This is a genomic window from Chromobacterium sp. Rain0013, from assembly GCF_015291765.1.
GTDB lineage: Bacteria > Pseudomonadota > Gammaproteobacteria > Burkholderiales > Chromobacteriaceae > Chromobacterium > Chromobacterium haemolyticum.
Map to the genome: position 1 here is coordinate 386578 of NZ_CP031514.1, position 25237 is coordinate 411814.

Here is a 25237-nt window from a genome sequence, read left to right on the forward strand (position 1 = left end):
CCCTGCGCGTTTGTTTGTTTAGTGAAGTTATGGATGAAACCCGCGGTCAAACCACGTCCTCCGCCTGCAGCCATTCGGCGATCTGCTGGTCGAACGCGGGTCTGCCGTGCTGGCGGAATTGCTCATGCAAAGCCGGCTTGCCAGCCGCTGCGACCTTCTCCGTTGCCGTTGCCGCGGCCGCCCGTTCGCCCGCGCCGGTTTTCAACTGCATATGCGTAACGCCGCGATGGCCGTTTTGGTCGCTGACCGTCACTTCCAAAGACAGGGATCGGTTCCAGCCCGCCGGCGGCGTGCCGCTGAAACGGCCGGTCTGAGGATCGAACTTCAGCCAGGCCGGCAGCGGCTGACCATTGCTCTGACGCACCTGAATATTCAGCACCGCGTCCGGGTTGCGGGTAATCACGGTGCCGGGAGGCAGGCTGAAGTTGAAGCCCTGCCCGGCCACCAGCGGCCTTACGCCCAAATCCGGCATTACTTGCAGCGGCGCGCCCGAGGTGCCGCCCAGATTGGAAACAAAGGGTAGACCGGCGTTGCCGCGTCCAAACGGCTCGCTGGGCGTCGGGGCAAAACGGTCCTGACCAAAGGAAACCTGGACGGGATTGCTCGTCAGAGGCCCGACAGGGCCTTGCGGCGTCTGCGCGGGGCCGTTGCCCACGCCGCTCACCGCGGCCAGCACGATATTGGGCGTAATGGGCGCGATGTTGATGACCGGCGCCGTGTTGGGCTGCGGCGTCGCTTCCGCCGGCTGCAGCGGCGGCAGCACCACCGTGGTGGCGGAGCTCAATTGATAGGCTGGAGCCACCGTCTGCTGCTGGGTCACATTGCCGGCCAGATCAGCCGCCGCGCCGGACTTGAGCGCCAGCGCCACTGAGCCTACGCCGCCCACCCCGGTCAACTGCACCACATAGTGGCTATCGCTGATGCGGATGATATTGCCGATGCTGGCGCGAGCGCCGCCGCTGGTGATCACGCTCAGATCGCTGGCATTCAGGCCGACAATGGGTTTGTTCAGCACCAGGTCGTAGCGCAGGCTGCTGGCGGAGCTGGAAACCGGGTCCAACTGGGTGAAGGACTGCGGCGCCGGCGCGACGGTATCCACGGTGAACGTGAACGACGCCGACTGCGCGCTGATGTTGCCGGCCACGTCGGTAGCCGTGGCGCGCACGCTATGGTTGCCGTCCGCCAACGCCTGACTCAGATTAAACAACCAGACGCCGCTGCCGTCGGCGGTGGCAGTGCCTACCTGCACGCCGTCGATAAACACAGCCACCTTGCTGCCAGCCTCGGCCAAGCCAGTGACGCTGGGGCGGTTGACGTTGGTGATGCCGTCCCGGTTGCTGGAGCCGGAGTCCGTGGCCTGGGTCAGACCAGTATTCGCCGGGCGGTTCGGCGCGGTGGTGTCCACCGTGATGACGTAGGTCGTCGATTGACCGCTGGCGTTGCCCGCCAAATCGGTGGCGGTGGTGCGGATGCTGTGATTGCCATCCGTCAGAGCACTGCTCAGGTTGTAGCTCCATACCCCGCTGCCGTCCGCCGTCGCCGTGCCCACCGCCGTGCCGTCCACATAGACCGTCACCGTGCTATTGGCTTCCGCCGTGCCAGTGACCGTGGGCTGGTTGTTGCCGGTGATGCCGTCGCTGTGGCTGGACCCGGTATCAGTCGCGCTGCTCAGGCCAACGCCGCTAGGCGCGGCAGGCGCACTGGTGTCCACTGTGATGCTGCGCGAGGTGGACTGGCCGCTGGCATTGCCGGCCAGGTCGGTGGCGGTGGCGCGGATACTGTGATTGCCGTCGCTCAGCGGCGTGGCAATGTTAAAGTTCCAGGTCCCGCTCCCATCCGCCGTCGCCGTGCCCACCGCCATGCCATCCACGTACACCGTCACCGTGCTATTGGCTTCCGCCGTGCCGGTAATCGTCGGCTGGTTGTTGCCGGTGATGCCGTCGCTGTGGCTGGACCCGGTATCAGTCGCGCTGCTCAGGCCAACGCCGCTAGGTGCCGCAGGCGCTGCGGTATCCACGGTAATGCTGTAAGCCGTCGACTGGCCGCTGGCGTTGCCGGCCAGGTCGGTGGCGGTGGTGCGGATGCTGTGATTGCCGTCGCTCAGCGGCGTGGCGATGTTATAGCTCCAGGCCCCGCTGCCGTCCGCCGTCGTCGTGCCCACCGCAGTACCGTCCACATAGACTGTCACCGTGCTATTGGCCTCCGCCGTGCCGGTAATCGTCGGCTGGTTGTTGCCGGTGATGCCATCGCTGTGGCTGGAGCCGGTATCAGTCGCGCTGCTCAGGCCAACGCCGCTGGGCGCCGCAGGCGCTGCGGTATCCACGGTAATGCTGTAAGCCGTCGACTGGCCGCTGGCGTTGCCGGCCAGGTCGGTGGCGGTGGTGCGGATGCTGTGATTGCCGTCGCTCAGGGGCGTGGCGATGTTATAGCTCCAGGCCCCGCTGCCGTCCGCCGTCGTCGTGCCCACCGCCGTCCCGTCCACGTACACCGTCACAGTGCTATTGGCCTCCGCCGTGCCGGTGACCGTGGGCTGGTTGTTGCCGGTGATGCCATCGCTGTGGCTGGACCCGGTATCAGTGGCGCTATTCAGCGCCACACCGGACGGCGTGGACGGCGCGCTGGTGTCGATCACCACGTTATAGGCGCTGGATTGACCACTGCTGACCCCGCCGCTGCTAACCACGGCGGTAATAGCGTGCGAGCCGGACGTCAGGCTGGAGACGAAGCTGTAGCTCCATGCTCCGCTCCCATCCGCGGTGACCCCGTCGATCGGCACCCCATCGACATAGATGGTGACGAGGCTGTTGGCGATCGCGGTACCGGTGACCGTGGGCGTGGTGTTACTGGTGATGCCATCGCTATGGCTGCTGCCGGTATCGGTGCCGGCGGTCAAGCCGCTGACGCTAGGCGGCACTAGCTGCACCGCTATCGCCCGGCTCGCCGTCGCGCTGGTTTTGATGCCGTCGCTAACGCTGAAACCGATAGTGCGAGTGGCGGTGTTGGGAGAACCCGCAGTGTCGTTGTAAGTGACCGCGCGCAAGGCCGCCTGCCATTGCGCCAAGGTGGCCGTCGCGCCGCTGGACGTCAGCGTCAGTACCCCGGTGCCAGCGTTATAACTGGCCGTGATATTGCCAAAGGCGCTGCTACTGGTGTTGCTGAAGGCCAGCACGTCCTCGCCGCTATGGAAGTTGCCGGTAATCGCCACCATGGCGCTGGCCAGCGTGGTGTTGTCCCGATCGGAAACGGTGAGGCCGCCGTCCACCGGCGTGGCTCCGCCGCCAACGACATAAGCCCCAGCGCTGCCAGTGGTGGTGGCGATCGGCGTTTGGTCCGTCGCCGCCACCGTCACCGTGCGTGTTACCGCGGCACTATCCTTGCTACCGTCGTTGACACTGAAGCTGACGGTGCGGGTGGCGGTATTGGGCGTCACCGCGGTGTCGGTGTAAGTCACCGCGCGCAGTGCAGCCTGCCATTGCGCCAGCGTCGCCGTGGCGCCGCTGGACGTCAGCGTCAGCACTCCGGTGCCGGCGTTATAACTGGCCGTGATGTTGCCGTAGGTGCTGCTATTGCTGTTGTTGAAGGCCAGCACATCCTCGCCGCTATGGAAGTTGCCGGTGATGGACACTCGGGCGCTGGCCAGCGTGGTGTTGTCCAGGTCGCTGACCGTAATGCCCGTGTCCACCGCCACCGGCGTGGACGTCGTATTGTCCCCGGCGGTGAAGGCCGCGCTGCCGCCGCTCGCGGTGGCGATCGGGGTTTGATCGGTGGCGGCCACCGTCACGCTGCGAGTCACCGCCACGCTGTTCTTGCTGCCGTCGTTGACCTGGAAGCTGACGGTGCGGGTGGCAGTGTTGGGCGTCACAGCGCTGTCGGTGTAGGTCACCGCGCGCAGTGCGGCCTGCCATTGCGCCAGCGTCGCCGTGGCGCCGCTGGAGGTCAACGTCAACACCCCGGTACCGCTGTTGTAGCTGGCGGTGATGTTGCCGAAGGTGATGGCGCTGGTGTTGCTGAAAGCCAACACGTCCTGACCGCTCTGGAAGTTGCCGCTGATGGACACCGTGGCGCTGGCCAGCGTGGTGTTGTCCAGATCGCTGACTGTAATACCTGGGTCCACCGCCACCGGGGTGGACGTCGTATTGTCCCCGGCGGTGAAGGCTGCGCTGCCGCCGCTGGCGGTGGCGATCGGGGTTTGATCGGTGGCGGTCACCGTCACCGTGCGCGTCACGGCACTGCTGCTGGCGTTGCCGTCGTTGACCTGGAAGCTGATGGTGCGAGTGGCGGTGTTGGGACTGACCGCGCTGTCGGTGTAGGTCACCGCGCGCAAAGCCGCCTGCCACTGCGCCAGCGTGGCGGTGCCCCCGCTGGACGTCAGCGTCAGCACCCCGGTGCCGCTGTTGTAGCTGGCGGTGATGTTGCCCATGGTGCTGCCGTCGTTACTGAAAGCCAGCACGTCCTCGCCGCTATGGAAGTTGCCGGAGATGGAAACGGTGGCGCTGACCAGGGTGGGGCTGGCGCTGTCGGCGACGGTGAGACCACTGTCTACCGCCACCGGGGTGGAGGCAGTGTTGTCGCCGGAGGTGAAGGCGGCGCTGCCGCCGCTGGTGGTCACTACCGGCACCACGGCGACGTTCACGGTAGAAGCCAGCGCCAGCGTGGTGGTGTCGACGCCGCCATTGCTGGTGCCGCCGTTGTCCTTGACGCTGGTCAGCGTCACCACCCGGTTGCCGGCGGTGGGGCTGCCGTTGCTGTCTCGATAGGTGATGCCGTTGACCACGCTGGCCGCGGTGCTGCCGGATATGCCGCTGCTGCTGATGGATACGGTAGCGGTGCCACCGGAGAGCGAGACGGTGACGCTCAGGCCGTTGCCGCTGGTGGTGACCGAGTTACCGTTGGTCAGCGCCACATTGCTGCCGTCTATGGATAGGATTTCGCTACTGCCATCATGCAAACCGGACACAGTCAGGGTCAGCAGGATGATGCTCTGGCTGGACTCCACCGCGCTTACGCTGGCGCCGCTGAACACCGCCACCGCGGAGCCGCCCATGGCGAAGGTGGGGTTGCTCGCCGTGGCGCTGGTGGTAGGCGCGTCGTTGACCGCCGCCACCGCCACCGTCACATTGCTGGAGCCCGTACCGCCGCGGCCGTCGTTGACGCTGACGTTGACTGTGCGGGTGGCGGTGTTGGGGTCGTTGCTGGTGTTGTTGTAAGTCAGCGCCGCCACCAGCGTGGCCACCCGCGACGGGGTGGCGTTGCTGTTGAAGGTGACGATCAGGTCGTGACCGCCGACACCATCGCCATTGCTTGCGATCACCCCTATGCTCACCCCGCCCACCGTCACCACGCTGCCCACGCTGGTGCCGCTGGACAAGGTCACCGTGCCGCTGGTGTCGATGCCCAGCACATCCTGGCCGCTTTGTCCGTTGGCGGAAATGTGCACGGTCAGATTGCCGCTGTTGAAGTTGGGCGTGTCGCTATCCGTCACCGTGACCGCGGTGCCGGTATCCAGTTTCACCGCGCCGCCTTTCTCGGTGAAAGTGGGATTGTCGCCGTTGAGGTTGCCTATCACCGGCGCGGCGTCCGCCGCCACCGTCACCGTCTTGGTCACCGCGCTGCTGTTGATCGCGCCGTCGTTGATGGCGAAGCTGATGGTGCGGGAACTGGTGTTGGGCGACAGCGAACTGTCGGAATAGGTCACCGCGCGCAAGGCGGCCTGCCATTGGGCCAGGGTGGCCGTCGCACCACTGGAGGTCAGCGTCAGCACCCCGGTGCCGGCGTTATAACTGGCCGTGATGTTGCCCATGGTGCTGCCATTGTTGGTGAAGGCCAGCACATCCTCGCCGCTGTGGAAGTTGCCGGTAATGGACACTGTGGCGCTGGCCTGGGTGGTGCTGTCGGAATCGGACAGAGTGATGCCGCTGTCCACCGTCACAGCGGTGCCGGTGCCGCTGCTGTAAGCGCTGGAGCCGCCGCTGGCGGTCAGCGCCGGCGCAAAACCGAAATTGATGGCGTTGATGGCGCCGATGCCTATCATGCCGGTCACATTGTGACCGTTGGCCGCCAGTACCCGGAAGGAATCAATGCCCTGGAAAGCGCTGTTGCCGGATACGTTGAAAGTCACCAACCCGCCGCTGCCTTGCAACACGTCGCCCACGTTCTGCGCCAGCGTCGCGCCGCTGACCGCGGAACCGTTGATATAGCCGACCAGTTGCAGATTGCCGCCGGCGGTTCCGGAGTCGAAGCCGTTCAGCACCACGCCGATGGAGTTCAAGGTAAAGCGGCTGCTGTCGTTGGACTTGACGCTGAAATAGGAGATGGGGATGTTGCCGTCGCTATAGCCGTCCACCGTTTCCGTGGTGACCGAACCGGCTTTTTCGACAATGATCGTCTGGCCGCCGTTATTGGTGGCGCCCAGTTGCAACGTGAAATCCCAGCCTTGCAAAGGACTGGCGTTCACCACGCTGCCGGATGGGTTATAGGTGTTGCCGTCCGATGTGGTGAAATCGGTGGTGCCGGTTACCGGCCGCGCCAGCAGAGCGTCGTAACTGAAATGCAATGCATCCACGTCGATATGGCCGCTGTTGCGCTCCAGCGTCCAGTCGCCGCCCAGCCTTGCCGCGCCGGTGGCGTCGGTGGACGCGGCCACATCGGCATGGGTATAGCGGGACAAGGCGTTAACGAAGGCCGCGCCGCTGCTGCCGGCGGCGATATCGCAGCCGTAGAGCAGAATATCGCCGTCCGGCCGCAAGGATTGACCTATGGTTTTCAGGTCCGCCTGGCGGCTATCCAGCTTGGCGGTGGTCAGCTCCACGCTGCCCAACATCAGATCTCCGCTCTGTCCATGGGAAATCACGTGGATGGCGGCGTAGCCGTGATGGGTTTTGGCCCACTCGGCAATCTGGCTCAGGCCGTCCTTGCCGGCGTCCAACACCACCACCTCCATGCCGGCCGGCATTTGCGACAACAGGCTCTGGTAATTGACGACATTGGACTCGACAAATACCACCTGCTTGGCCGGCGCGACCGGCGCCAAGGCCGCGGCGAACTTCTCCGCCAGCCGCTCCACCGCGGCGGACCGCGGCGCGGCGGGCGCCTCCGCCGGAGCCGGGCGCTCCACGGGGTGCGGCGCGTCCGCATGCGCCGAGGCGGCGGCGGCCGTGGCCGCCGCCGCGCCGTCAAACATCAACCTGGGCTCCAAAGCCTGCAATAACAGGCGGGAGCGTTTGAGAACCGGTGTCTTCTTATGACTGCCTTGCGATTGCCCCGCTGATTTCCACCAACCCATCACGCTCTCCCCGATCATTTCGGCTTAAAGCACCGGTCGAACCACGCCAATGACTGCATCCCAAAAGCTGCTCAGCGGATTAGAACCTGTATCAAAGCAAAAATAAATGACAATTAAATAAATTCAAATCAGAACAACTGCGACAACGTAACAAACCTGGCCGCCCGCAAGCTGACAAAAGCTGTCAAGCACAATGAAGAAGAGCCCTCTTTAAAAATAGTTGTTCCTCACGCGAAGTAAGCTAAGTGCAAATACGTAGCGCGCACGATATTTGATCAACATATGCAGAATGCCGCGGCTTGCCCTCGCCCGCGCCATCCCGTATCGTTCGTCCGCCGTCCGCTCCATCCAAGGATTTCTCCATGCCCGCCACTCCCCTGTACTGCGCTTGTCCTCACCGCCTGGACGCCGCCCGTCTGCTGAGCCAGCGTTTCGCTTTGCCGCTGCTGGAGCAAAGACCGCAACAAGGCTATTGGCTGGAACTAGGGGAGGAACGACTGGAACTGCTGACCACCGGCAAACACGGCGCGGTGTATGCGGAATTCGTCGAAGGCGCGGCCAAACATCGCCGCGAGCAGGGAGGCGGCCGCGGCCAGCCGGTAGCCAAGGCCATCGGTCTGAAAGGCGCCAAGGAGCTGCCCTATGTGGTGGACGCCACCGCCGGCCTGGGCCGCGATAGCTTTGTGCTGGCCGGTCTGGGCTGCCGCGTCACCCTGGTGGAGCGCTCGCCGGTGGCCGCCGCGCTGCTGGCCGACGCGCTGGAACGCGCCGCCGGCCACCCGGACACCGCCGACATCGCCGCTCGCATGCAACTGGTTCACGCCAGCTCCATCGCCTGGCTGGCCGCGTTGGACGAGGCCGAACGGCCGGATGTGGTCTTCGTCGACCCGATGTTCCCGGATACCGACAAGAAAAGCGCGGCCGCCAAAAAGGACATGCAAGCCTTTCAGCAGGTGATAGGCGACGACCAGGACAGCGCCGCGCTGTTGCAAGCCGCCATCGCCGCGGCCAAGAACCGCGTGGTGGTGAAACGGCCGCGGCTGGGCGCGGCCATCGAAGGCGTGAAACCGTCCGCGGTACTGGACGGCAAGTCCACCCGCTTTGATCTCTACGTGATCAAGGCCTTGAACCCGGCTCTGGGCTAACGCCATCAGGGACCTGTTCCCGCTCGTTCATCCCATAGTCCCGCAACACCGTCGCCACCCTTAGCCGGTAATCGGCGAACAAAGCCTCCCGGCCCTGCCGCTGCGCCGCGCGATGCGGCTCCAACCGCCGCCAGGCCGCCACCGCTTCTTCATCGCGCCAGAACGACAACGACAGCATCTTGTCCGGTCGGTTCAGGCTGACGAACCGCTCGATGGACAGGAAACCGTCCGCCGTCGCCAACTCCCGCCCCAGGCGCTCCGCCCAGCCCAGATACCCATCCCGGCCGCCCTCGGCCAGTTCCACCTCGAAAATCACCGCAATCATTCCGCACTCCCTTCCTCGTCGTAGATGCGCACGCGCGCATTGGGCAGCCGGCGAAAACGCGCCGCCGCCGTCAAGGTTTTCCAATCCGGCCGCACCGCCGCCAAGGCGGCCAAGCCGCCGCGGGCAATCTCCAGCGCCAGCGCCTGGCCTGGACACGCATGCCTACCCGCGCCAAACATCAAACCTTCGCCCGGCCCTGCCGGGTCAAGCGCCGCCGCAGCCAACACCACCAGCACGGAAGCGCCGGCCGGCACCGTCTGCCCGCCGTGGGACCACTCCCCCGCGGTAAAGCGACGGGTGTTGTGCAAGACCGGATCATGCAAGGCCAGCCAGGCCCAAGCCGCCGCCGCGCCCGCCGCCAGCGGACGGCCATGGGCCTGATGCCAGACCGCGGCGGCGAACAGGCCGGCGCCGGCGTCCAGGCTCTGGAACAGCAGGCCGATCACGTTCGCCGTCAGCGCCGCTTCCTCCTCCGTCCACTCGCGTCGCAATACCGCCAATAGGCCGCCGGACCGCGGCAAAGCCTTGACCACCCGAGCCTGCAACGCCGCCAAAGCCCGTTCCCCGCTCGCCAGCGCCTCGGCGTCGGCATCCGCCGCCAACGCCCGCGCCAAAGCCACCACCTCCGCGACCAAACCCGGCGCGTCCTCCATCGGCAGCCCCAGCAAACTCGCCAGCGTCAGCACCGGCAAACCCTGCGCCATCCGGTCCAGCAAGCCTCCATTCAATGGTTCGCGCGCCAGCCAGTCTCGCGCCAGAGTTTCCGCCAAACCTCCGGCCTCCGCGCCCGCCACCGTCGCCAAGGCCCGGTTCAAGGCCGCCTTCAAGGCCGGATGGCGCGGCGCCTCGCTCATCCGCGCCCACAGACAGAAAGTCCGCGCCAAGCCGCCATCGCCCAGTGGCGGCGGCGCGGGCTGCTCCAGCGGCCGCACCCGGCATGTCGCTGAAGCCAGCGCCGCCTGTACCGCCGCGTGGCCGGCGGCCACCCACAACCCCAGGCCGGCATCAAAATACAATGGCTGTCGCTGCGCCAGATCCCGGTAATAGGGATAGGGATGGGCGTGGACCACCGCCGCCAGCGGGTCCGAGGGCCAGGCGCTCACGCCGCCGCTCCCAGATACCGCCACCGCGTCAGCTCCACGCAGCGCGCGCGCGAGCTACCCGCTCGCTCATGCGGCGCAAACGGCGCCGCTACCTCGTCCAGCAAATCCACCGCCCACGCCAGGCGCTCACGTTCGGCCGGCGCCAACCCGGGCCGGCGTTGACGATCCGTCAACGCGTCGATCAGCGACACCAGCGCCTCCTTCTGCGCGACCTCCCCCGGCAAGCCGGCGCGGGTGCACACCCCGTAGCTTCCGGCCAGGAAATCCCGCCACACGGCCGCCAAGTCCGGCTCCGCCTCGGCAGGAGGCAGCTCCAACGCCGCCAGCCCCTCGCGCCACGCGCTCTCAAAGCCGGTGCGCAAACGCTCCGGCTCGCCGTCCAAGGCCAGCGCCTGACCCAACCAACACAGCATGCCCCGCGGATACCAGGCCGACTCCGCGCTCAAGGCCGCCGAGCCCATGCAGGACGCCGCCTCCCCGGCCAGCGTCAGCCGGTACGACGGCCACGGCGCCGCGCCGGCCCGCTGCCAGCCGCGCAAAGTGTCCAGGCTCACACCGCTGTGCGCCAACAGCTCCGGTTCCGCCAGAAAATGACGGCGCAAATAGTCCAGCAAATCCTCCACTCCCGCTCTCCTTGTTCCAACTTGACGATGGGTTTATCGTAGCCGGCGGCGTCCGCCAAAGTTTCAGCCGAGGATGAACCATGCTTGCAACCCCGCACGACCGCATACCCGACATCAGCCGCCTGGCCAGCCTGCTGGCCGATCCCGGCCGCGCGCTGATGCTGCTGCTGTTGCAAGACGGCCGCCTCTACCCGGCCAGCGACCTGGCCCAGGCCGCCGGCCTGTCGCCGCAAGCGGCCAGCAACCATCTGGCCAAGCTGCTGCACGGCCAGGCGGTGCGGGTGGAACAGCGCGGCCGCCACCGCTATTACGGGCTGGCCAGCCCCGCCATCGCTCATGCGCTGGAAGCCTTGTCCGCCGCCGCCGGCCACCACGCCGCGGTGCGCCCCAAGGGCAACGCCGACATCCGCCTGGCGCGCAGCTGCTACGACCACCTTGCTGGCCGGCTGGGCATCGTCGTCGCCGACTTCCTGCAACAGCAGCAACTGCTGCAACGGCGCGAGGAGCGCGAGTTCGCGGTGACGCCGGCCGGCTCGGACTGGCTGGCGGCGCGGCTGGACATTCAACTGGACGGCATCGCCCGTCCGCGCCGGCCGCTGGCGCGGGCCTGCCTGGACTGGAGCGAACGCCGCGACCACATCGCCGGCAGCCTGGGCGCGGCCCTGTGCCAGGCCTTTTTGCTGCGCGGCCTGACCGAGCGCCGCAACGACAGCCGCGCCTTGCGGATCACGCCGGCCGGTTACGCCTTCTTGAAGCAGGAATGCGGAGTGGGCAGCGAGCAGCTGCGAGGGGAGTGAGGGGGATTAAGGTGGGTATCGCCGGACGGCGATACCCACGCGGCGGAGGTCAGCGATTGCGCAGGCGGATGCGACGGAAACGCGCCTCCAGCTTGAGCCGTTGTCCCAGCGCCAGATAGAACTGATGTTGACTATCGACATGGCGGTAGACCCTGACCCGGTCGGCACCCAACAGCATCATGATTTCCAGATAGTTGAAGAAACCCATCCACTGACCGCGTCCATCGCGGTCGTCAAAATCGATGTCGCGCGCCACGCGGCTGAGCAGGCCTTTGCCAACGTATTCGCGGTTGTCCTTCATCCATTGCAGCAGGTGGGCCGCGCATTCGCGGCCGTAGGCGCTGTCGGCGGGGTAATCCTTACGGGGCGTGGGCATTTGCCAGTAATGCGCATAGGTGCGGCCGGGGCAGAAACGAACAAAGGGAAGCAAGACTTCCTGCTGCTCCAGCGAGTGCAGTTTGTAGCGGCGACGACGAGGGAAGTTTTGAGCGTGATGCATGGTGTTTCTCCTGCTGTGACACAAGATAAACCACCTGCCGGGGGAAGCTGAGGTGAGGCAGGCGCGTGGCAGGATTGGCGTACCGGGCTAGCATTAAACCGGCGAGTGCATGGCACTCTCCTCCCACACGCCTGCCGAATGGCGCTGCCATGGCAAAGCAGCCCACGCAGCATGCTGCGTAGGCCCAGGGTTAATGCTAGCGACGGGACGCCAATCCCGTGTGCCGCTTGTTTTGGCGGCAACGGGGGGATTGTTGCCGAGGGGGCGGTTGGGGTCAAGGTGGAGTGGTTGCTTTGATTGAGCGTGGCTTACTTGTTGAGTGATCTGGTTTTGAATCCGCTACGCGGATATTAATTAGGTGCCGCTTTCCGCGCGGCGAACGGGGAGGGGGCGGGCCGCCGCCCCCTTCCATCCCCGCTCGTCCCCCAGGATGCGAAACCCGGAGCGCGCCCCGAGGTGACACTTGGGCGCTACACGAGGTGGTCTTTTTTGAATAAGAGGGGTCGTTTAGCAAAGTGGGGCATTTCTGTGGGTAACTTGGCCCCATTGCTCTTGTCTGTGGATAAGCCTAGCTCCCTATAAAGAAAGCATGTATCCGACGCGCCCCAGGTCCCTTCAAGCCTGCCGACGGGTGGCAGGCCCGAGGTCTTAAGCGGCTGCTTGTTCGAGCAGCGCGACGTTAGCGCGCTGCGAGTTCAGCCGCGCCTCGGGCCTGACGGGAACCGGCGGGAAGCCGTAGGCCAGGCTTGCAGGGCGGCCTTTGGGGTGAAGGGGAATTTGGCCGAGCAAATTCCCCTTCCTGCCCGCCGGGCAGCCCCGGCAATCAAAAATATCATCCGCGCAGCGGATTCAACAAAACAACTCTCTCCAAGCACAAAGCTATCTAAAGACCGTAAGCCCCTCCACAAAACCAATCCCAAGCCATCGGCACACCCCCGCCTCCCCTGCTACACTAAACCCCCGCCATGACCCCGGCATTCCTGCCATGCACACCGCCCCCGCCCTCATCATCATCGACATGCAACAAGGCATGAGCCGCCCCGAAGCCGGCCCGCGCAACAACCCCCAGGCCGAAGCCAATATCGCCCAACTGCTGAACGCCTGGCGCCAGGCCGGCGCGCCGCTGGTTCACGTGCGCCACATTTCCCGCACCCCCGGCTCACCGTTCTGGCCCGGCCAGCCCGGCGTCGAATTCCAGCCGGCGCTGACCCCGCTGGCGAGCGAACACGTCATGGAAAAGAACGTGCCGGACGCCTTCGCACACAGCGGCCTGGAACGCTGGCTGCGCGTGCGCGGCATCGAACAACTGCTCATTGTCGGCGTCAGCACCAACAACTCGGTGGAAGCCACCGCCCGCAGCGCCGGCAACCTCGGCTTCCGCACCCTGGTGGCCGCGGACGCCTGCTTCGCCTTCGACAAAGTGGACTACGCCGGCACACCCCGCAGCGCAGATGAAGTGCACGCCATGGCGCTGGCCAATCTGGACGGCGAGTACGCTCGCGTCGTTGAATGCGCCGACATTCTGCGGCAACTGCAATAAACCCTGATCAGGAGCTCAACCATGCAATTCGGTTACACCATTCTCTACGTCTCCGACGTCGCCGCCTCGCTGGCCTTCTTTGAAAACGCCTTCGGCCTGAAGCGCCGCTTCCTGCACGAATCCGGCGATTACGGCGAGCTGGACACCGGCGCCACCACTCTGGCGTTCGCCGCCCACCCGCTGGGCCGGATGAATCTGCCGGAAGGCTATGTGGCGGCGGACGCCTCGCCGCTGCCGCTGGGCATGGAAATCGCGCTGGTCACCGACGACGTGGCCGCCGCGCACGCCCAGGCCTTGCGCCACGGCGGCGTTGAACTGCAAGCGCCGTCGCTCAAGCCCTGGGGCCAGACCGTGTCCCATCTGCGTTGTCCGGATGGCTTGCTGTTGGAGTTGTGCTCGCCCATTTCCTAAAGAACCTGTTCAAGGTCTGCCGCGCTTCGGCGATACGGCGTTGAAAACGTCTTCGGAATGCTCATGTACTTCTTGTAGATTCCGCTTCCTCAGCCGTTTTCGCCTTGCCTCGCTCTTGCTCGCGAGACTTTGAGCCGGCTCTAAAACGCCAGCCCAGAACCAGCAACAGCACAGCGCCGGCCACGGCGGCCAACGCCAGTTGCGGCCACGGGCCGAAGCCGCGCAGCGGAAACAGTAGCAGGCCGGCGGCGGCCAACGGTACGGACGCCGTCAGGCCCTGGCGGACCAGCCTTGGCAACAGGCCCTGACCCAAGCGGGCGGCGAGCAGGCCGCCGGTCAGCCATACTCCCGCCAAGGCGGCCAGCGCCAGGCCGGGCAAGCCCAGCCAGCGCGGCAGCGTCAGCAGCAGCGCCGCGCTCAACGCGCTGCCCGCCAGTTCCAGCAGCATCGGCCCGCGGGTATCGCCGCCGGCGTAGCAATAGCGCGCCAACAGCGCGTTCCAGGCGCCGAACACAATGCCCGGCGCGTATAGCGCCAGCAGCAGCGGCAGGCTGCTCGCCGCCAGCCCGGCCGGCAGCAACAAGGCCACCAGCGCCGGCGCGGCGCCGATCAAACCGGCTGCCGCCGGCAGGGTCAACAGAGTGCAGGCGGCCAGGCCGCTATCCAGCAACCGCAACCGGTCCGCGCCCAGCGCTCCGCTCATCTTGCTCAACAGCACCTGGTTCAAACTCATCAGCGCGATCAGCGGCAGATTGATCAGCTTGCGCGCCAGGTTGAGCAGGGTAATCGTTCCCTCCCCCAACAACGAAGCGGCCACCCGCTCCAGCAAGCCCAGGCCCTGGCTGGCGGCGCCGCTGGCCAGCAAGGGCCACAACTGCCGCCAGGCCTGGCCGGCTTCGCCGCGGCCGGCTCGCAGCCAGGGCCGCCAACCCAGCCGCCAGTTGCCGGGCAGCAGCGCCGCCGCCATCAGCAGGCTGCCGACAAGAAAGCATTGCGCCAGCGTGGCCGCCTCTGCGGCCGGTCCGGCCCAATACAGGTATGACACCGCCGGCAGATTGAACAGCAGCGACCCCAATCCGGCCAGCAGGAAACGGCCCTGGGCTTGCAGCGGCGCCGCCAGCGCCGCCTGGACCAACAGGCCGGGTGCCAGCCAGGCCAGCCAACGCAGCGCGGCGGCGGCCTGCGCCGCGTGAGCGGCGTCGACGCCGGGCGCCAGCGCCCGCGTCAGCCATGGCGCGGCCAGGCTCAACAACGCGGCCAGGCCCAAGCCAACGCCCAGCCAGTGGCGCAGTTGACCAGCCAGCCAGGCGCCGCGCCGCGCCGGCGTCTGCGCTTGCCACAAGGGCAGCAGCGCGGCGGACAGCAAACCGCCGGCCAGCAGAGTGCGCAAGGCTTCCGGCAGGAACATCGCCACCAGAAAGGCGTCGCTGCGCCCGCCGGCCCCCCAGGCGGCCACCAGCAGCCACTCGCGGGCGAAACCGGCCAACAGGCCGGCCAGCGTGGCCAGGGTCAATAAGGCGGCGGGACCGAACATGGGCTCAGTGTCATTAGTGGAACAGGGTGAACAGCCCTTTGCCGCCCACCTTGTAGTTGAGATCGCGCGGCCGCTCGCCCATGGGCTTGGCGCCGCTGCCGCCGACGATCTTGTACGGGGCCACTTCCTTGCCCACCACGGTATTGGCGGTGACCACGGCGCCGCGGCCGATGCGCGCGCCGTGACCGATCAGCGCTCCGGTGGCGATCCAGGCGTAATCGTCGATGTACACCGGCGCAGACACAGACCAGAATTCCGGCGCGCTCAGGTCGTGGCTGCCGGCGATGATTTTGGCGTAGGAGGCAATGGCGACATGATCGCCGATGATCAGCCCGGCGCGGGCGTCCAGCAGGCAATGCCAGGCCACGCAGCTGTCCGCGCCTATCACCAGATTGTTGACGCCCAGCACCTCGGTGTTGCGCCACACGCTGGAGCCCTTGCCGATGCGCGCGCCGCCCAGGCGCAGCCAGGCCAAGCGCAGGTGATGGGACGGCAGTTTGTTGATCAGGATGTTGTAGCACTGCTCCCAGGCGCGCAGCCAACGATCCTTGAAAGTGGGCCAGTTGAGGCCGTAACGCGGCACCAGTTGGGTGGGCACTTCGTCGCGCAGCAGCGCGTAGAAGCGGCTCGCCAACGGATGCGGGATGCGGCTTTCCATATTCACGGAAACGATGGAGACGCGCGGCTCCGCGGCGTCGCCCTCTTCGAAGGCCACATTATTGGCCAGCATCCAGTCGTAGGCGACGGCCAGTTCCGCGGCCGGAACGCCAAGGCGCGCGGCGTAGCCGTCCAGGCGCTCGCGCAGCGCGCTGCTGTGGTAAATACGGTGGCGTAGCGTCAGCGCCGGCGGCGCGGGGGGAAGGTCGGTCGGGTTCATCGCGGTTTCGCTTTCAGATCGATTGGCGCGGAGCCTGCCGGCGCAGAGAGGGTCAACAGCGGGTCGCCGCGGCCGGCCAGCCGGCGCGCCGCTTGCAGATTGACGCCCATCAGCAGCCAGAACAGGCCGATCAGCACCATGGTGAAGCTGTAATAGTGGTCAAACAGACCGGTGAGCAGCGCAGCCAGCAAGCCGGACAGGGTGCCGAGCCAGATGGCGCGCTCCGGGTCCAGCGCGGACAAGGGGCCGCGCGGCCGCGCCTCGCGCCACCAAGCCACGGTGACGGCGACGAACAGCAACATGCCGGGCGCGCCCAGCTTGTAGACGAAGTTGAGCCAAAGATTGGAGATGCCCAACAGGCCGCTGTCAGGCGGCGGCGGATCCACCTTGAAGCCCAGGCCCAGCGGGTAAGCGCGCACCGCGTCGGGAAAGCGGCGGTATTCGTCCATGCGCACCTCGGTGCTGGCGTTGCTGGCGGAAAAGGTCGTGGCCAGACGCTGTTGCAAGGGCGGGTAAAACAGGACCAAGGCTAGGCCCAGCGCCGCGGCCAAGCCGATGATGCGGCCGGCGTGCGGCGCGCGCCGCCAGCTCAGCCAAAGCAAGACCAGCGCCAGGCTGACGATGGCCCCGCGTGAAATGCTGAACAACAGGCCGGCCGCGCCCAACAGCGCCACCGTCAAGCCCAGCAGCCGGCGCCAGCCGCGCTGCGTCAAACCGTAAAAGAAAGCCAGCGGCAGGAAGAGCGCCAACGCGCCGCCGGTGAGGTTGGGGTGCACCCAGGGCGAGGCCATGCGGGTGTAGTTGGCGGAAAAGATGTCGCGCACCGCTTCCGGGTGGGCGTAGCGCAGTTTCTCCAGCACCGGGATGAAGCTGTTGGCGTCGCGGTCCTTGAGAAAGTAGCCGATGGACAGCAGCAGCATGGCCAGCGTGCCCAACAACAGCATCACGATCAGACGGTCGCGGCTGCGCTCGTCCGGCAGCAACAGCGGGGCCAGGAACAAGGCGGACAGATTAAGCAGCCAGCGCGCCCAGTTGACCGGGCCGTTGCCGTCGGCCTGCACCATCAGCTGCCCCGCCAAAAACGGCAGCAGGCTGAAGGCCATCAGCCACAGCAAGCGCCGCTCGACGCGGCCGCTCGGCCATTGCAGAACGCCAACGGCCAAGCGCGGCAGCGCGCCCAGCCAGGCCAGGCCCAGCAGCGCCTCGGATACGGTGACGCGCACGCCCAGTTGCACCGTGGAATAGGGCGTCAGGGTGGCGGCGAAGCCGAACAAAACCAGACCCAGCAGCGGCGCGCGCAGCACGGCGACTCCGGCGCAGGCGGCGGCCAGCGCCAGCGCGGCGGCGGCCGGGCTGAAGGCCAGCAAGCCGCCGAACAATAGCCCGCAGACCAGGGCGAGCGCGCGGTTCAGCGGCGTCATGCCAGTAGCCGGTCCAATAGCTGATCCACGCGGCGGCGATAGGCATCCATATCGTAGCGTCGCGCCCAGGCGCGGTTGGCGTCGGCGTCGCCGTCCGGCCCGGCCGCGGCCAGCCGGTGCATCAGGGCTTGCAGCCCGCTGGCGTCGTTGGGGGCGAAGCGCGCCGCTTGCGGCGGCGCGACTTCGTCCAGCGCCGAGCCGGTGGCCACCGCCACCGGCGTGCCTTGCGCCAGCGCCTCTATCACCGGCAGGCCGAAGCCTTCCGCGTAGGACGGTTGCCACAGCCGTTCCGCCGCCGCGTACACCGCGCTCAACATGCCGTCGTCCAGATCGCTGAGCCAGATAAGCCCCTCCAGCCGCCGCAGTTCCGCCGGCAGGTCTTCCGGCCGCGCCACCAGCGCCAATGCCGGCAGGTCCGGCTGGCGCTGACGCGCCTTCCTCCATTGCTCAACAAACCAGGGCATGTTCTTGCGCGGTTCGCGCGCGCCCACCGCCAGCCAGTAGCGCGCCGGCAGCGAGGCAGGCAGCGCCGCGGCCGGCGCGGCCGGCTGCGGCACCGCGTTGGGCAGCAGCGCCAGTTTGGCGCGCTGACGCGGGAACAGCCGCGCGGCGGCGTCGGCGGTGAATTGCGACGGTGTCCATATCGCGTCGGCGCGCTGCAAGGAGCGCGCGGTGCCGATCCAGTCGATCACGCGGTAAGCCAGCGCGCGCAGCAAGCTGACGTGGTAGTTGTCCAGGGTCAGCTGGAACACATCGTGCAGCAGCATGGCGTAGCGCACGCCGCCGGGCGCGCGCCAGAGCGGCAGGCCGGTGTTGGCGGTGGCGATGTACAGGTCCAGCCGACGGGCGCGGATGGCCCGCGGCAAAAAACGGCATTCAAAATGCCAACGCTCGCGCGGGCGGTGCAGTCCGTCCGTAGGACTGGGCCGCGCCGGGCATTCGGCCAGCCGCCGGTGGGGATGGTCTGCCGGACAGGCGGTGAAGCGCAGCACTTCCACGTTCGGCCGCGCCGCCAACGCGGCTTCCAGCGCCAGCACTTGCCGCGCGATGCCGGAGCGCGGCGCGGCGGTGACCGGACGGTAATCAATTCCGATGCGCATGTCTCAGCTCCCGATACAAGGTTTCCAGCTGGTCGGCGGCGATGGCCCAATCGTGCCGCCTCCTCACGTATTCCCGCCCGGCCGCGCCCAGGCTGGCGGCGCGCTCCGGCCGGCTCAGCAGCGCGGCGGCGGCCTCGGCCAACTGCTCGGCGTCGTCGCCCCTCAGGTAATCGCTGTCAGGCCGCAGGTCCAGCCCGGACGCGCCCTGCGGCGTGCTCAGCAGCGCCAGGCCCGCGGCCAGCGCCTCCAGCACTTTGAGCTTGGAGCCTCCTCCCTGACGCAGCCCGGCGATGAAGGCGGCGGCGCGGCGCTGCTGCGTCGAGAGTTCCGGCACAAAGCCCAGCCACTCCAGGCGCTCGTCCGGCCACCGCCGCGCCCAGTCTTCCGGCATCGCGTAACCGCATATCGCCAGCCGCGCCCGCGGCAGCCGCCGCCACAGCCGCGGCATCACTTCCTCCGCCAGCCAGACAACGGCGTCGCGGTTGGGCGGGTATTCGAAATTGCCGACGAACAGCAGGCGCTGGCTGGCGTAATCCGGGCGGACTTCGGCGAAGGCGTCGGCGTCCACGCCGTTGATCACCACGTCCACCAGCCGGCCGCTGTGCTGAGCCATTGCCGCGGCATCCTCCCAGGTGACGGCGGCGACGCGCTCGGCGGCGTTCAACGCCAGGGCCGCCCAGCGCCGATAACGCCAGCGGTCCCACCACACAAAGGGCGCGCACCAGCGCGGCAGGTGCTGATAAGTGGCCGCGCCCAGCTCGGATTCGACATTGTGCTCGGTCAGCAGGAAAGGCTGACCGTGGCGGCCCAACACGTCCAGAAAGGGCTGCAAGCCGTAACTGTGCTCGATTTGCACCACGTCCCAAGGCTGGCGCAGCAGGCCGTCGAAGGTCCGGCTCAAGTCCGGCGCCAGGCCGTTGACGCTGGCCAGCAGCGGATACGGGCCCAACGCGGCGGCCAAGAGCGTCAGCGGGTGTTTCAGCGGCCGGCGCGGCAGCACGATCAGCCGTTCAACAATGCTTTCCAGCTGGCGGCGGCAGGCGTCGCTGGCGGGCTCCTTGCTCTGCACCAGCAAGGTGATGCGATGGCCGCGCGCCGCCAGCGCGCGCAGCAGTTGGAACTGCCGCAGCTTGCCCCCGCTGGTGGTGGGCCAGGGCAGATAAGGCAGGGTCCACAAGATACGCAGCGGCGGACACGCGCCGGTGGAACCGAGGGAAAGTGGACGGTGAAGAGACCCCGGTTTCATTCTCGCCACTCCAAAATTTGCAGCTGCGGCGTCACCGTCACGCGCAGGCTGTCTCCGGCGGCGCTCAAGGCGGTGCTGCCTCCGCTCAGCGGCTGACGCAGCGTGGCGCGGGCGATGCCGGGCAAACGCGCCGCGCCGCCGCTCGCGCTCCAGAACATCCACAGGCGCGCGCCGTCCGGCTTGCGCCAGGCGATGCTGTACAAACCGTCCGGCGCGGCGTCCAAGCGCGGCGGGGCCGCCGGTTCCAGCCGCGGGCCGGTAATGGCGAGGAAACGCGCCAAGGCCTTGTAGGCGGGCTTGGGCTTGCCGTCGAGATCCAGCAGGCCGTAGCCGCGGTCGCGCGCGCTGGCGCGCTGGTCAAGATCGGACAGCGCAAACAGGAAGACACGGTCGTAATCCAGCGCGCTCATCAACGCCAGCCGGCGCAATAGATAATCCGCCTGGCCGTCGCGGCCGATAATGTCCTGCTCCTCCTTGGGCCCGGCGTAGCTGGACCAGCCCCATTCGGTGGCCCAGATCCCCGGCGCCTTGACCTGGCGCAGCCGGGCGTTGATCTGCTGCGCGCGCAGCACGAAGTCCCGCGTTTTAGGATCGTCGCCCTCCGGCTGCTGGCTGTACGGATGGTAGGCGACGATGGTTTTCAGGTTCAGGCTTCCCTTCTTGCCCAGCTCCTCCAGCATCAGCCCGCCGCGCACCGGCATCTGACTGTAATAAGCCATGCCGGCCATCACCACCGGCTTGCCCGGCGCAGCGGCGCGCAGCGCTTCGGCGCTGGCCTGCAACAAACGGCCGTACCCTTCCGGACTGGGCAGCGGCCGCCAGAAGCCGGGCAGATTGGGTTCGTTCCACACCTGCCAGGCATCCACCGTCGGATAGCGCCGCGCCAACATGGCCATGCGCTTGGCGAACACCTTGTCGTCCTTGGGCGGGTACTGGTCGCTGGAACCAAGCAGCGGCGGCACGCTGCTGGCGAAGGGCGCCGACCCCACCAAGTAAAAGACCGATTTGAGCTTCTGCGCCTTGAGCGTGTCCACCAGTTGGTCCAGCGGCGCAAACACAAACTGGTTTTCCTTGGGCTCGTGGCGATCCCAATGCAGGTCCACGCGCACCCAGTTCAGGCCAAGCGACTTGAGCTGCTGCATCTGGCGCTGGTATTGCGGCGGCGTGAACCACAGGAAATGCGCATTGACGCCAAGGAAATCGCGCCACACCACCGGCCGGCCGGCTGTCAGCTCGGTGGTTTCCGCACGCGGGCCAGCCGCGGCCAAACCCAGAACCGCCGCCAGAACCAACATCCGCCGCGCCGCGCCGCCGCGCGCGCTAGCCATGCGCTCTCTCCCGCAGCGCCGTCTGAAACAATTGCAGAAATTGCGTCGCCACCCGCGGCCAAGCGCGCTCCCGCCCCAAGCTCCGCGCCTGCTCGCTATGCTGACGCAAGCGCTCCGGCTGACGCAGCAGCCCGCTCAAGGTCCGGGCCAGCGCCGCGCTGTCGCCCCGGGCGTACACCGCGCCGTTGCCGAAGGAGGCCTCCTCGGCCAGGGCTCGGGCGTCGGAACAGACCACGCCGCGGCCGCAGGCCACCGCCCAGGACAGCGCGCCGCTGGCGCCGCACATCCGGCCCAGCAAGGCCAGCTTCCACGATTCCCGATAAGGCAGCACCATGGCGTGATTGGCCTGGATCAGGCCGGGAATCTCGGCCGCCGGCAGGTCCGGCCGCCATTCCAGCATGTCCCGGTGCAGCCCCAGCAGGATGGCTTGCTGGCGCAGGGATTCCAGATAAGAGCCGGAGCGGCCGAAGGCGACGTCCGGCGCCACTCCGCCCGCCAGAGTCAGCCTCACCCGGTCGCGGGTATCCGGCTCTTCCTGCAGCAGCGCCAGCGCGTCCAGCACATCCTCGATGCCCTTGCCCTGGTAGATGTAACCGAAGTACAGCAGCCGCAACGGCCCTTGCGGCGGCAAGGCCGGCAACGGCTGAGCGGCGATCTCGCAATTGCCGTGCGCGATATGGAACACCCGCCCGTCCGGCAGCCGCATCCGCCGGGCCAGGCGCTCCGCGCCGATGGTCGTCAGCGTCACCAGCCGGGTCAAGCGCCGGGCCAGCCGCCGCTCTCGCGCCAGCGTCAGCGGAGCGGCCAGCAAGGCGGCGGCCTGGCCAAGCGGGCGCGGCAGCCGCCGCGGCAAGCCGGGCGGCCTCCAGACCAGGCGTTCCGGGTCATGAACGGTGGCGGTCAGCCTCAGTTCCGGCTGATGACGCGCCAGCCACTCCAGCGCCATGAACTCGCCGCAGCGCCCGCCTCCCAGCTCCGCGTGCACCAAGTCGAAATCGCTCCAATTCACGTTCTGCATCTGCCAGGACAGTTCCAGAGCGTTGCTCGCCAGCGGCTGCCCCCCCAGCGGAGAGACGACGCTGACGCCTTCGTTTTCCAAAGCCCGGCGCCAGGCGTCGGCATAGTCGGCAATGCCGTTCTGCTCCGACGGCAGCGGAGCCAACAGGGCGATCTTCATCGGCCTTCTCCTTTCCAGCGCGCCGCGCGTTTCAACACGGCGGCGGGGATTTCAAAACGGCGGCGGTTGAGCACAATGCCGTCCACCTGTCCAAACGCGGTGCCGAGGATGGCCAGCGCGTTTTCCACCACCGGCACCGTGGAGGCGCGCGCCTCCACCACCAGCAGGATCAGATCGGCGCGCTTCAACTGCACAAAGGCCTGTTGATTGTCGAGCAGCGCCGGCGCCTCGATCAGCGCCACTTCGCCGGGGCCGACGCGCGCGTCGCCGGCGACCAGCCTTGCCGGCACGCCTCGCTCGGCCAACACGCGCAGGAACTGGCCGGCGATGAAGCTGACGCCCTCGCCGCGCCGCGAGGACACCAGACCGATGACCAGACCGTCTCGCGCCAGCTTGTCTGCCGGCAGTTGGCTGTAAAGTCGATAGACACTGGCTTCGAACGCCGGAGGCGGGGTTTGGCCCGGCTCCAATTCCATCAGCGTGCTCCACAGCGGCACGCCAAAACGGCGCTCAACGCCCCCACCATCGTGAATGCGCTGGTCCAGCAGGTAGCACAGGTAGAGCACGAACAGCCCCACCGCCAAACCGGCCGGCACCGCGGCCAACAGGATGGCCAAGCTCTTGGGAAACACTCGCGCCGGGCTAAAGGTGGCTTGCTCGATCACCGCGATATTGCTGATGCGGCTGTTGTCCAGCTCACGGTCGATGCGCGCTTTTTCCAGACTGTCGCGGTAGAGCAGGTAGTTCTTTTCCGCCACCGCCAGATTGCGCTCCAGCCGCGACAGCTCCGGCTCCACGCTCAGAATGCGCGCGCGCTCGTCCTTCAGCGCGGCGATGGCCTTGTCGTAAGCCGCCACCTTGGCCTTTAGCTCGCCGGCGCGCATGCCGCGCTCCAGCTTGCCGCGCTCCAGCAGATTGACGAGGTCGCTGGGCACGCGGTTTTCCGAGCGCTGCACCGTGTCTTTTTCGCGCGCGATCAGCGCCTTGAGCGCGGCGATGTTTTCGTCCAACTCGCGGATGGGCGGCGCGTCAGGCAAATAAGTCTTGAGCTTGTCCAGCCGCTCCAGCTCCAAGCCGTTGAGCTTGAGCTTGAGATCCTGCTGCGCCGGATTCAGGCTCAGTTCGCGCTCCTTGGTGATTTCACGCGGCAGCTTGCCGCCGCTGGCCTGGGCATTGGCGATGCCGCCCTGCGCCGCCATCCAGTCCGCCTGGTCGGCGCTGCGCGCCGCCTCCAGCTTGTTGAGCTGGTCGGTAAGGCTGTCCAGCCTCTCCTTGGAACTGATGCCGTCGATCTGGCGCAATTGCTGGCCGATGCGTTCCTTGTAGCCGGCGATCTGCTCGGCCAGCTTGCCGCTCTCGGTTTCGTAAAACGCGTACAGGCTTTTGCGGCCCAACGCGCGGCTGCGTTCATCGATGTACAAGGACAGCCACTTGGCCAGCACTTGCTGCGCCACCGCCGGATCGTCCCAGCTGAAAGCGATTTCCATCACCGCGGAGCCGCTCTGATGACTGACGCTGAATTGTTTTTCCAGCCTGGCGGCCAGGCGCTCTTGCGGGGTCTGCGTTTCCACCACCCCGATCAGGGCCAGCGCGTCGCGCACCCCGTCCAACACCGTGGCGGCGGCCTGCTTCGCCTGATACTTGAAGGTTTTCCACCAGCCTTGCGGCGGCGGAGAGCGCATTTCGTTCAGGTAGTAGTCGGCTACCTGGTGGATGATGGGACGGCCGGTCAGCAGCTTTTCCTCATCCACGATGGGATCGCGCTGGGTGCTGGGCGCCACCAGCGTCTGACGGTCGGCGTATTCGATCGGCAGCGTGCTGGTGTCGCGGCCGGGCTTGACCAGCAGCCGCGCCTCGGATTCGTAGCGGGCCGGCAGCAAGAAAGCGCCCAGCACCGCCACCAGCACGGTGGCGGCGAACGCCCATTTGAACTCCCGCCGGAAGATGAAGAACAGGCGGGCCAGATCGCGGAAGGAGCGGATTTCTATCATGTCGCTATCGCCGGTGCGGACCAGGGGCTAACCGCCGGCCTTGATGGTAGGGTTGTTCTGGATGTTGACGTTGTTGCTGCCTTTGCCGCCCAGGTCGTAATTCAGGCCTATGCCTATCGCCTTGGAGAAGGGCAGCAGCTGGTTGACGTACATGTCCACGCCTTCCACCGCCTTGCCGATGGCGGACTTGGGCACAAACACGATGTCGCCGCGTTGCAGCATGACGCCGCGCCGTCCAGCGGCCGGGTCCAGCATCCGCGCCAGATCGGTGAAATAGATCTGATACAGGCCGGTCTCGTCCATGCGCAGCAGCGCCACGTGCTCGCTGTCGGCGGACGGCAGCACGCCGCCGGCGCCGATCACCGCTTGTTCTATGCTGGCGGCGGCGCTCAGTTCGAAGGCGGACGGATTGCGCACCGCGCCGCCTACGAAGACGCGGTTGCCCGGCGCAATGGCGATGTTGACGGTGACTTGCGGCTGGCGATACAGCGTGGACAGCCGGTCGGTGATCTCCGCCCCTATCTCCTCCGGCGTGCGGCCGCCGCCGCGGACCAGGCCGGCGTGGGGGTAGGAAAAGCTGCCGTCCGGGCGCACGAAGAACAGCGCCATCTCGTCTTTTTCGGCCGGAGATTGCGCGTCTCGGACAATGCGCAGGGTGTCGCCGTTCATTACCCTGGTAACGGGCGGCGGCAATTGGCTGATGTCGCGCAGCGCCAGCTGCCGCGCTTCCACGGTCTTGGCGTCCGGCAGCGCGATGGTGCTGGGGGTGGAACAGGCCGTCAGACCGCCCAGAACGGCGAACAACAAAACGGCGGCGAGTTTGGCGGTAGTCATCGCA

At 67.1% G+C, this 25237-nt stretch carries 18 protein-coding genes; 4 read left to right on the forward strand and 14 right to left on the reverse strand.

Features of this window, described 5'->3' with window-relative positions; all coding sequences use genetic code 11:
- Nucleotides 1-46: 46 nt before the first annotated feature.
- Nucleotides 47-7180, reverse strand: a complete 7134-nt coding sequence (locus tag DXT74_RS01940) for an Ig-like domain-containing protein (RefSeq protein WP_194427181.1) — start codon at nucleotides 7178-7180, stop codon at nucleotides 47-49.
- 464 nt (nucleotides 7181-7644) lie between these two features.
- Between DXT74_RS01940 and DXT74_RS01945 the strand changes: the two genes are divergently transcribed.
- Complete coding sequence (locus DXT74_RS01945) at nucleotides 7645-8427, forward strand: class I SAM-dependent methyltransferase (RefSeq protein WP_194427182.1); 783 nt, start codon at nucleotides 7645-7647, stop codon at nucleotides 8425-8427.
- Here the strand turns inward: DXT74_RS01945 and DXT74_RS01950 are convergent.
- Genes DXT74_RS01950 through DXT74_RS01960 form a run of 3 tightly spaced genes read right to left on the reverse strand, consistent with a single transcriptional unit; the run spans nucleotide 8399 to nucleotide 10478 of the window.
- Entirely contained in the window at nucleotides 8399-8752 is a 354-nt protein-coding gene (locus DXT74_RS01950; RefSeq protein ID WP_194427183.1) for an antibiotic biosynthesis monooxygenase, read from the reverse strand. The genes DXT74_RS01945 and DXT74_RS01950 overlap by 29 nt on opposite strands.
- Nucleotides 8749-9855: a cytochrome gene (locus tag DXT74_RS01955; protein ID WP_194427184.1), complete on the reverse strand. Its 1107-nt coding sequence runs from the start codon at nucleotides 9853-9855 to the stop codon at nucleotides 8749-8751. Before DXT74_RS01955 ends, DXT74_RS01950 begins: the two co-directional genes overlap by 4 nt.
- The gene (locus DXT74_RS01960; RefSeq protein ID WP_194427185.1) at nucleotides 9852-10478 is read right to left on the reverse strand and encodes a DUF6058 family natural product biosynthesis protein; all 627 of its coding nucleotides are present in this window, start codon (nucleotides 10476-10478) and stop codon (nucleotides 9852-9854) included. The genes DXT74_RS01955 and DXT74_RS01960 overlap by 4 nt, the downstream gene beginning before the upstream one ends.
- Before the next feature lie 80 nt (nucleotides 10479-10558).
- Between DXT74_RS01960 and DXT74_RS01965 the strand changes: the two genes are divergently transcribed.
- On the forward strand, nucleotides 10559-11275 hold the full coding sequence (locus DXT74_RS01965; RefSeq protein WP_081549963.1) for a helix-turn-helix transcriptional regulator: 717 nt from the start codon (nucleotides 10559-10561) through the stop codon (nucleotides 11273-11275).
- Nucleotides 11276-11324: 49 nt separating this feature from the next.
- On the opposite strand, the gene DXT74_RS01970 is transcribed toward DXT74_RS01965, so the two are convergent.
- Nucleotides 11325-11774 carry a hypothetical protein gene (locus DXT74_RS01970; protein WP_194427186.1) on the reverse strand — a complete coding sequence of 150 codons (450 nt, stop codon included), beginning with the start codon at nucleotides 11772-11774 and terminating at the stop codon, nucleotides 11325-11327.
- Between the two features lie 985 nt (nucleotides 11775-12759).
- Between DXT74_RS01970 and DXT74_RS01975 the strand changes: the two genes are divergently transcribed.
- Entirely contained in the window at nucleotides 12760-13314 is a 555-nt protein-coding gene (locus DXT74_RS01975) for a cysteine hydrolase family protein (RefSeq protein ID WP_043642348.1), read from the forward strand.
- Between the two features lie 21 nt (nucleotides 13315-13335).
- Nucleotides 13336-13725 (forward strand): VOC family protein, encoded by a 390-nt coding sequence (locus tag DXT74_RS01980; protein WP_043642350.1) that lies wholly within the window; start codon nucleotides 13336-13338, stop codon nucleotides 13723-13725.
- 61 nt (nucleotides 13726-13786) lie between these two features.
- Here DXT74_RS01980 and DXT74_RS01985 read toward each other — a convergent pair whose 3' ends face one another.
- From DXT74_RS01985 to DXT74_RS02025, 9 genes are read right to left on the reverse strand one after another with little or no spacing between them, the layout of a single operon-like run.
- On the reverse strand, nucleotides 13787-15259 hold the full coding sequence (locus DXT74_RS01985) for a lipid II flippase MurJ (RefSeq protein ID WP_194427187.1): 1473 nt from the start codon (nucleotides 15257-15259) through the stop codon (nucleotides 13787-13789).
- A 13-nt stretch (nucleotides 15260-15272) separates the two neighbouring features.
- A complete protein-coding gene (locus tag DXT74_RS01990; RefSeq protein WP_052052120.1) occupies nucleotides 15273-16136 on the reverse strand; it encodes an acyltransferase in 864 nt (287 codons plus the stop codon).
- On the reverse strand, nucleotides 16133-17557 hold the full coding sequence (locus DXT74_RS01995; protein ID WP_081555973.1) for an O-antigen ligase: 1425 nt from the start codon (nucleotides 17555-17557) through the stop codon (nucleotides 16133-16135). Before DXT74_RS01995 ends, DXT74_RS01990 begins: the two co-directional genes overlap by 4 nt.
- Nucleotides 17554-18657 carry a glycosyltransferase family 1 protein gene (locus DXT74_RS02000; RefSeq protein ID WP_194427188.1) on the reverse strand — a complete coding sequence of 368 codons (1104 nt, stop codon included), beginning with the start codon at nucleotides 18655-18657 and terminating at the stop codon, nucleotides 17554-17556. The genes DXT74_RS01995 and DXT74_RS02000 overlap by 4 nt, the downstream gene beginning before the upstream one ends.
- Nucleotides 18641-19903 (reverse strand): glycosyltransferase, encoded by a 1263-nt coding sequence (locus tag DXT74_RS02005; protein WP_196783809.1) that lies wholly within the window; start codon nucleotides 19901-19903, stop codon nucleotides 18641-18643. The genes DXT74_RS02000 and DXT74_RS02005 overlap by 17 nt, the downstream gene beginning before the upstream one ends.
- Nucleotides 19900-21231: a cellulase family glycosylhydrolase gene (locus tag DXT74_RS02010; protein WP_081575740.1), complete on the reverse strand. Its 1332-nt coding sequence runs from the start codon at nucleotides 21229-21231 to the stop codon at nucleotides 19900-19902. Before DXT74_RS02010 ends, DXT74_RS02005 begins: the two co-directional genes overlap by 4 nt.
- The gene (locus tag DXT74_RS02015) at nucleotides 21224-22408 is read right to left on the reverse strand and encodes a glycosyltransferase (RefSeq protein WP_043642360.1); all 1185 of its coding nucleotides are present in this window, start codon (nucleotides 22406-22408) and stop codon (nucleotides 21224-21226) included. The genes DXT74_RS02010 and DXT74_RS02015 overlap by 8 nt, the downstream gene beginning before the upstream one ends.
- A complete protein-coding gene (locus tag DXT74_RS02020) occupies nucleotides 22405-24399 on the reverse strand; it encodes an exopolysaccharide transport family protein (protein WP_194427189.1) in 1995 nt (664 codons plus the stop codon). Before DXT74_RS02020 ends, DXT74_RS02015 begins: the two co-directional genes overlap by 4 nt.
- A 27-nt stretch (nucleotides 24400-24426) precedes the next feature.
- Nucleotides 24427-25233, reverse strand: a complete 807-nt coding sequence (locus DXT74_RS02025) for a polysaccharide biosynthesis/export family protein (RefSeq protein WP_019104153.1) — start codon at nucleotides 25231-25233, stop codon at nucleotides 24427-24429.
- Between the last annotated feature and the right edge of the window lie 4 nt (nucleotides 25234-25237).

Coding starts and splice junctions, on each gene's coding strand:
- DXT74_RS01940 (WP_194427181.1), bottom strand. CDS start 7,180: ATGTTTGACGGCGCGGCGGCGGCCACGGCCGCCGCCGCCTCGGCGCAT.
- DXT74_RS01945 (WP_194427182.1), top strand. CDS start 7,645: ATGCCCGCCACTCCCCTGTACTGCGCTTGTCCTCACCGCCTGGACGCC.
- DXT74_RS01950 (WP_194427183.1), bottom strand. CDS start 8,752: ATGATTGCGGTGATTTTCGAGGTGGAACTGGCCGAGGGCGGCCGGGAT.
- DXT74_RS01965 (WP_081549963.1), top strand. CDS start 10,559: ATGCTTGCAACCCCGCACGACCGCATACCCGACATCAGCCGCCTGGCC.
- DXT74_RS01970 (WP_194427186.1), bottom strand. CDS start 11,774: ATGCATCACGCTCAAAACTTCCCTCGTCGTCGCCGCTACAAACTGCAC.
- DXT74_RS01975 (WP_043642348.1), top strand. CDS start 12,760: ATGCACACCGCCCCCGCCCTCATCATCATCGACATGCAACAAGGCATG.
- DXT74_RS01980 (WP_043642350.1), top strand. CDS start 13,336: ATGCAATTCGGTTACACCATTCTCTACGTCTCCGACGTCGCCGCCTCG.
- DXT74_RS01985 (WP_194427187.1), bottom strand. CDS start 15,259: ATGTTCGGTCCCGCCGCCTTATTGACCCTGGCCACGCTGGCCGGCCTG.
- DXT74_RS01990 (WP_052052120.1), bottom strand. CDS start 16,136: ATGAACCCGACCGACCTTCCCCCCGCGCCGCCGGCGCTGACGCTACGC.
- DXT74_RS01995 (WP_081555973.1), bottom strand. CDS start 17,557: ATGACGCCGCTGAACCGCGCGCTCGCCCTGGTCTGCGGGCTATTGTTC.
- DXT74_RS02000 (WP_194427188.1), bottom strand. CDS start 18,657: ATGCGCATCGGAATTGATTACCGTCCGGTCACCGCCGCGCCGCGCTCC.
- DXT74_RS02005 (WP_196783809.1), bottom strand. CDS start 19,903: ATGAAACCGGGGTCTCTTCACCGTCCACTTTCCCTCGGTTCCACCGGC.
- DXT74_RS02010 (WP_081575740.1), bottom strand. CDS start 21,231: ATGGCTAGCGCGCGCGGCGGCGCGGCGCGGCGGATGTTGGTTCTGGCG.
- DXT74_RS02015 (WP_043642360.1), bottom strand. CDS start 22,408: ATGAAGATCGCCCTGTTGGCTCCGCTGCCGTCGGAGCAGAACGGCATT.
- DXT74_RS02020 (WP_194427189.1), bottom strand. CDS start 24,399: ATGATAGAAATCCGCTCCTTCCGCGATCTGGCCCGCCTGTTCTTCATC.
- DXT74_RS02025 (WP_019104153.1), bottom strand. CDS start 25,233: ATGACTACCGCCAAACTCGCCGCCGTTTTGTTGTTCGCCGTTCTGGGC.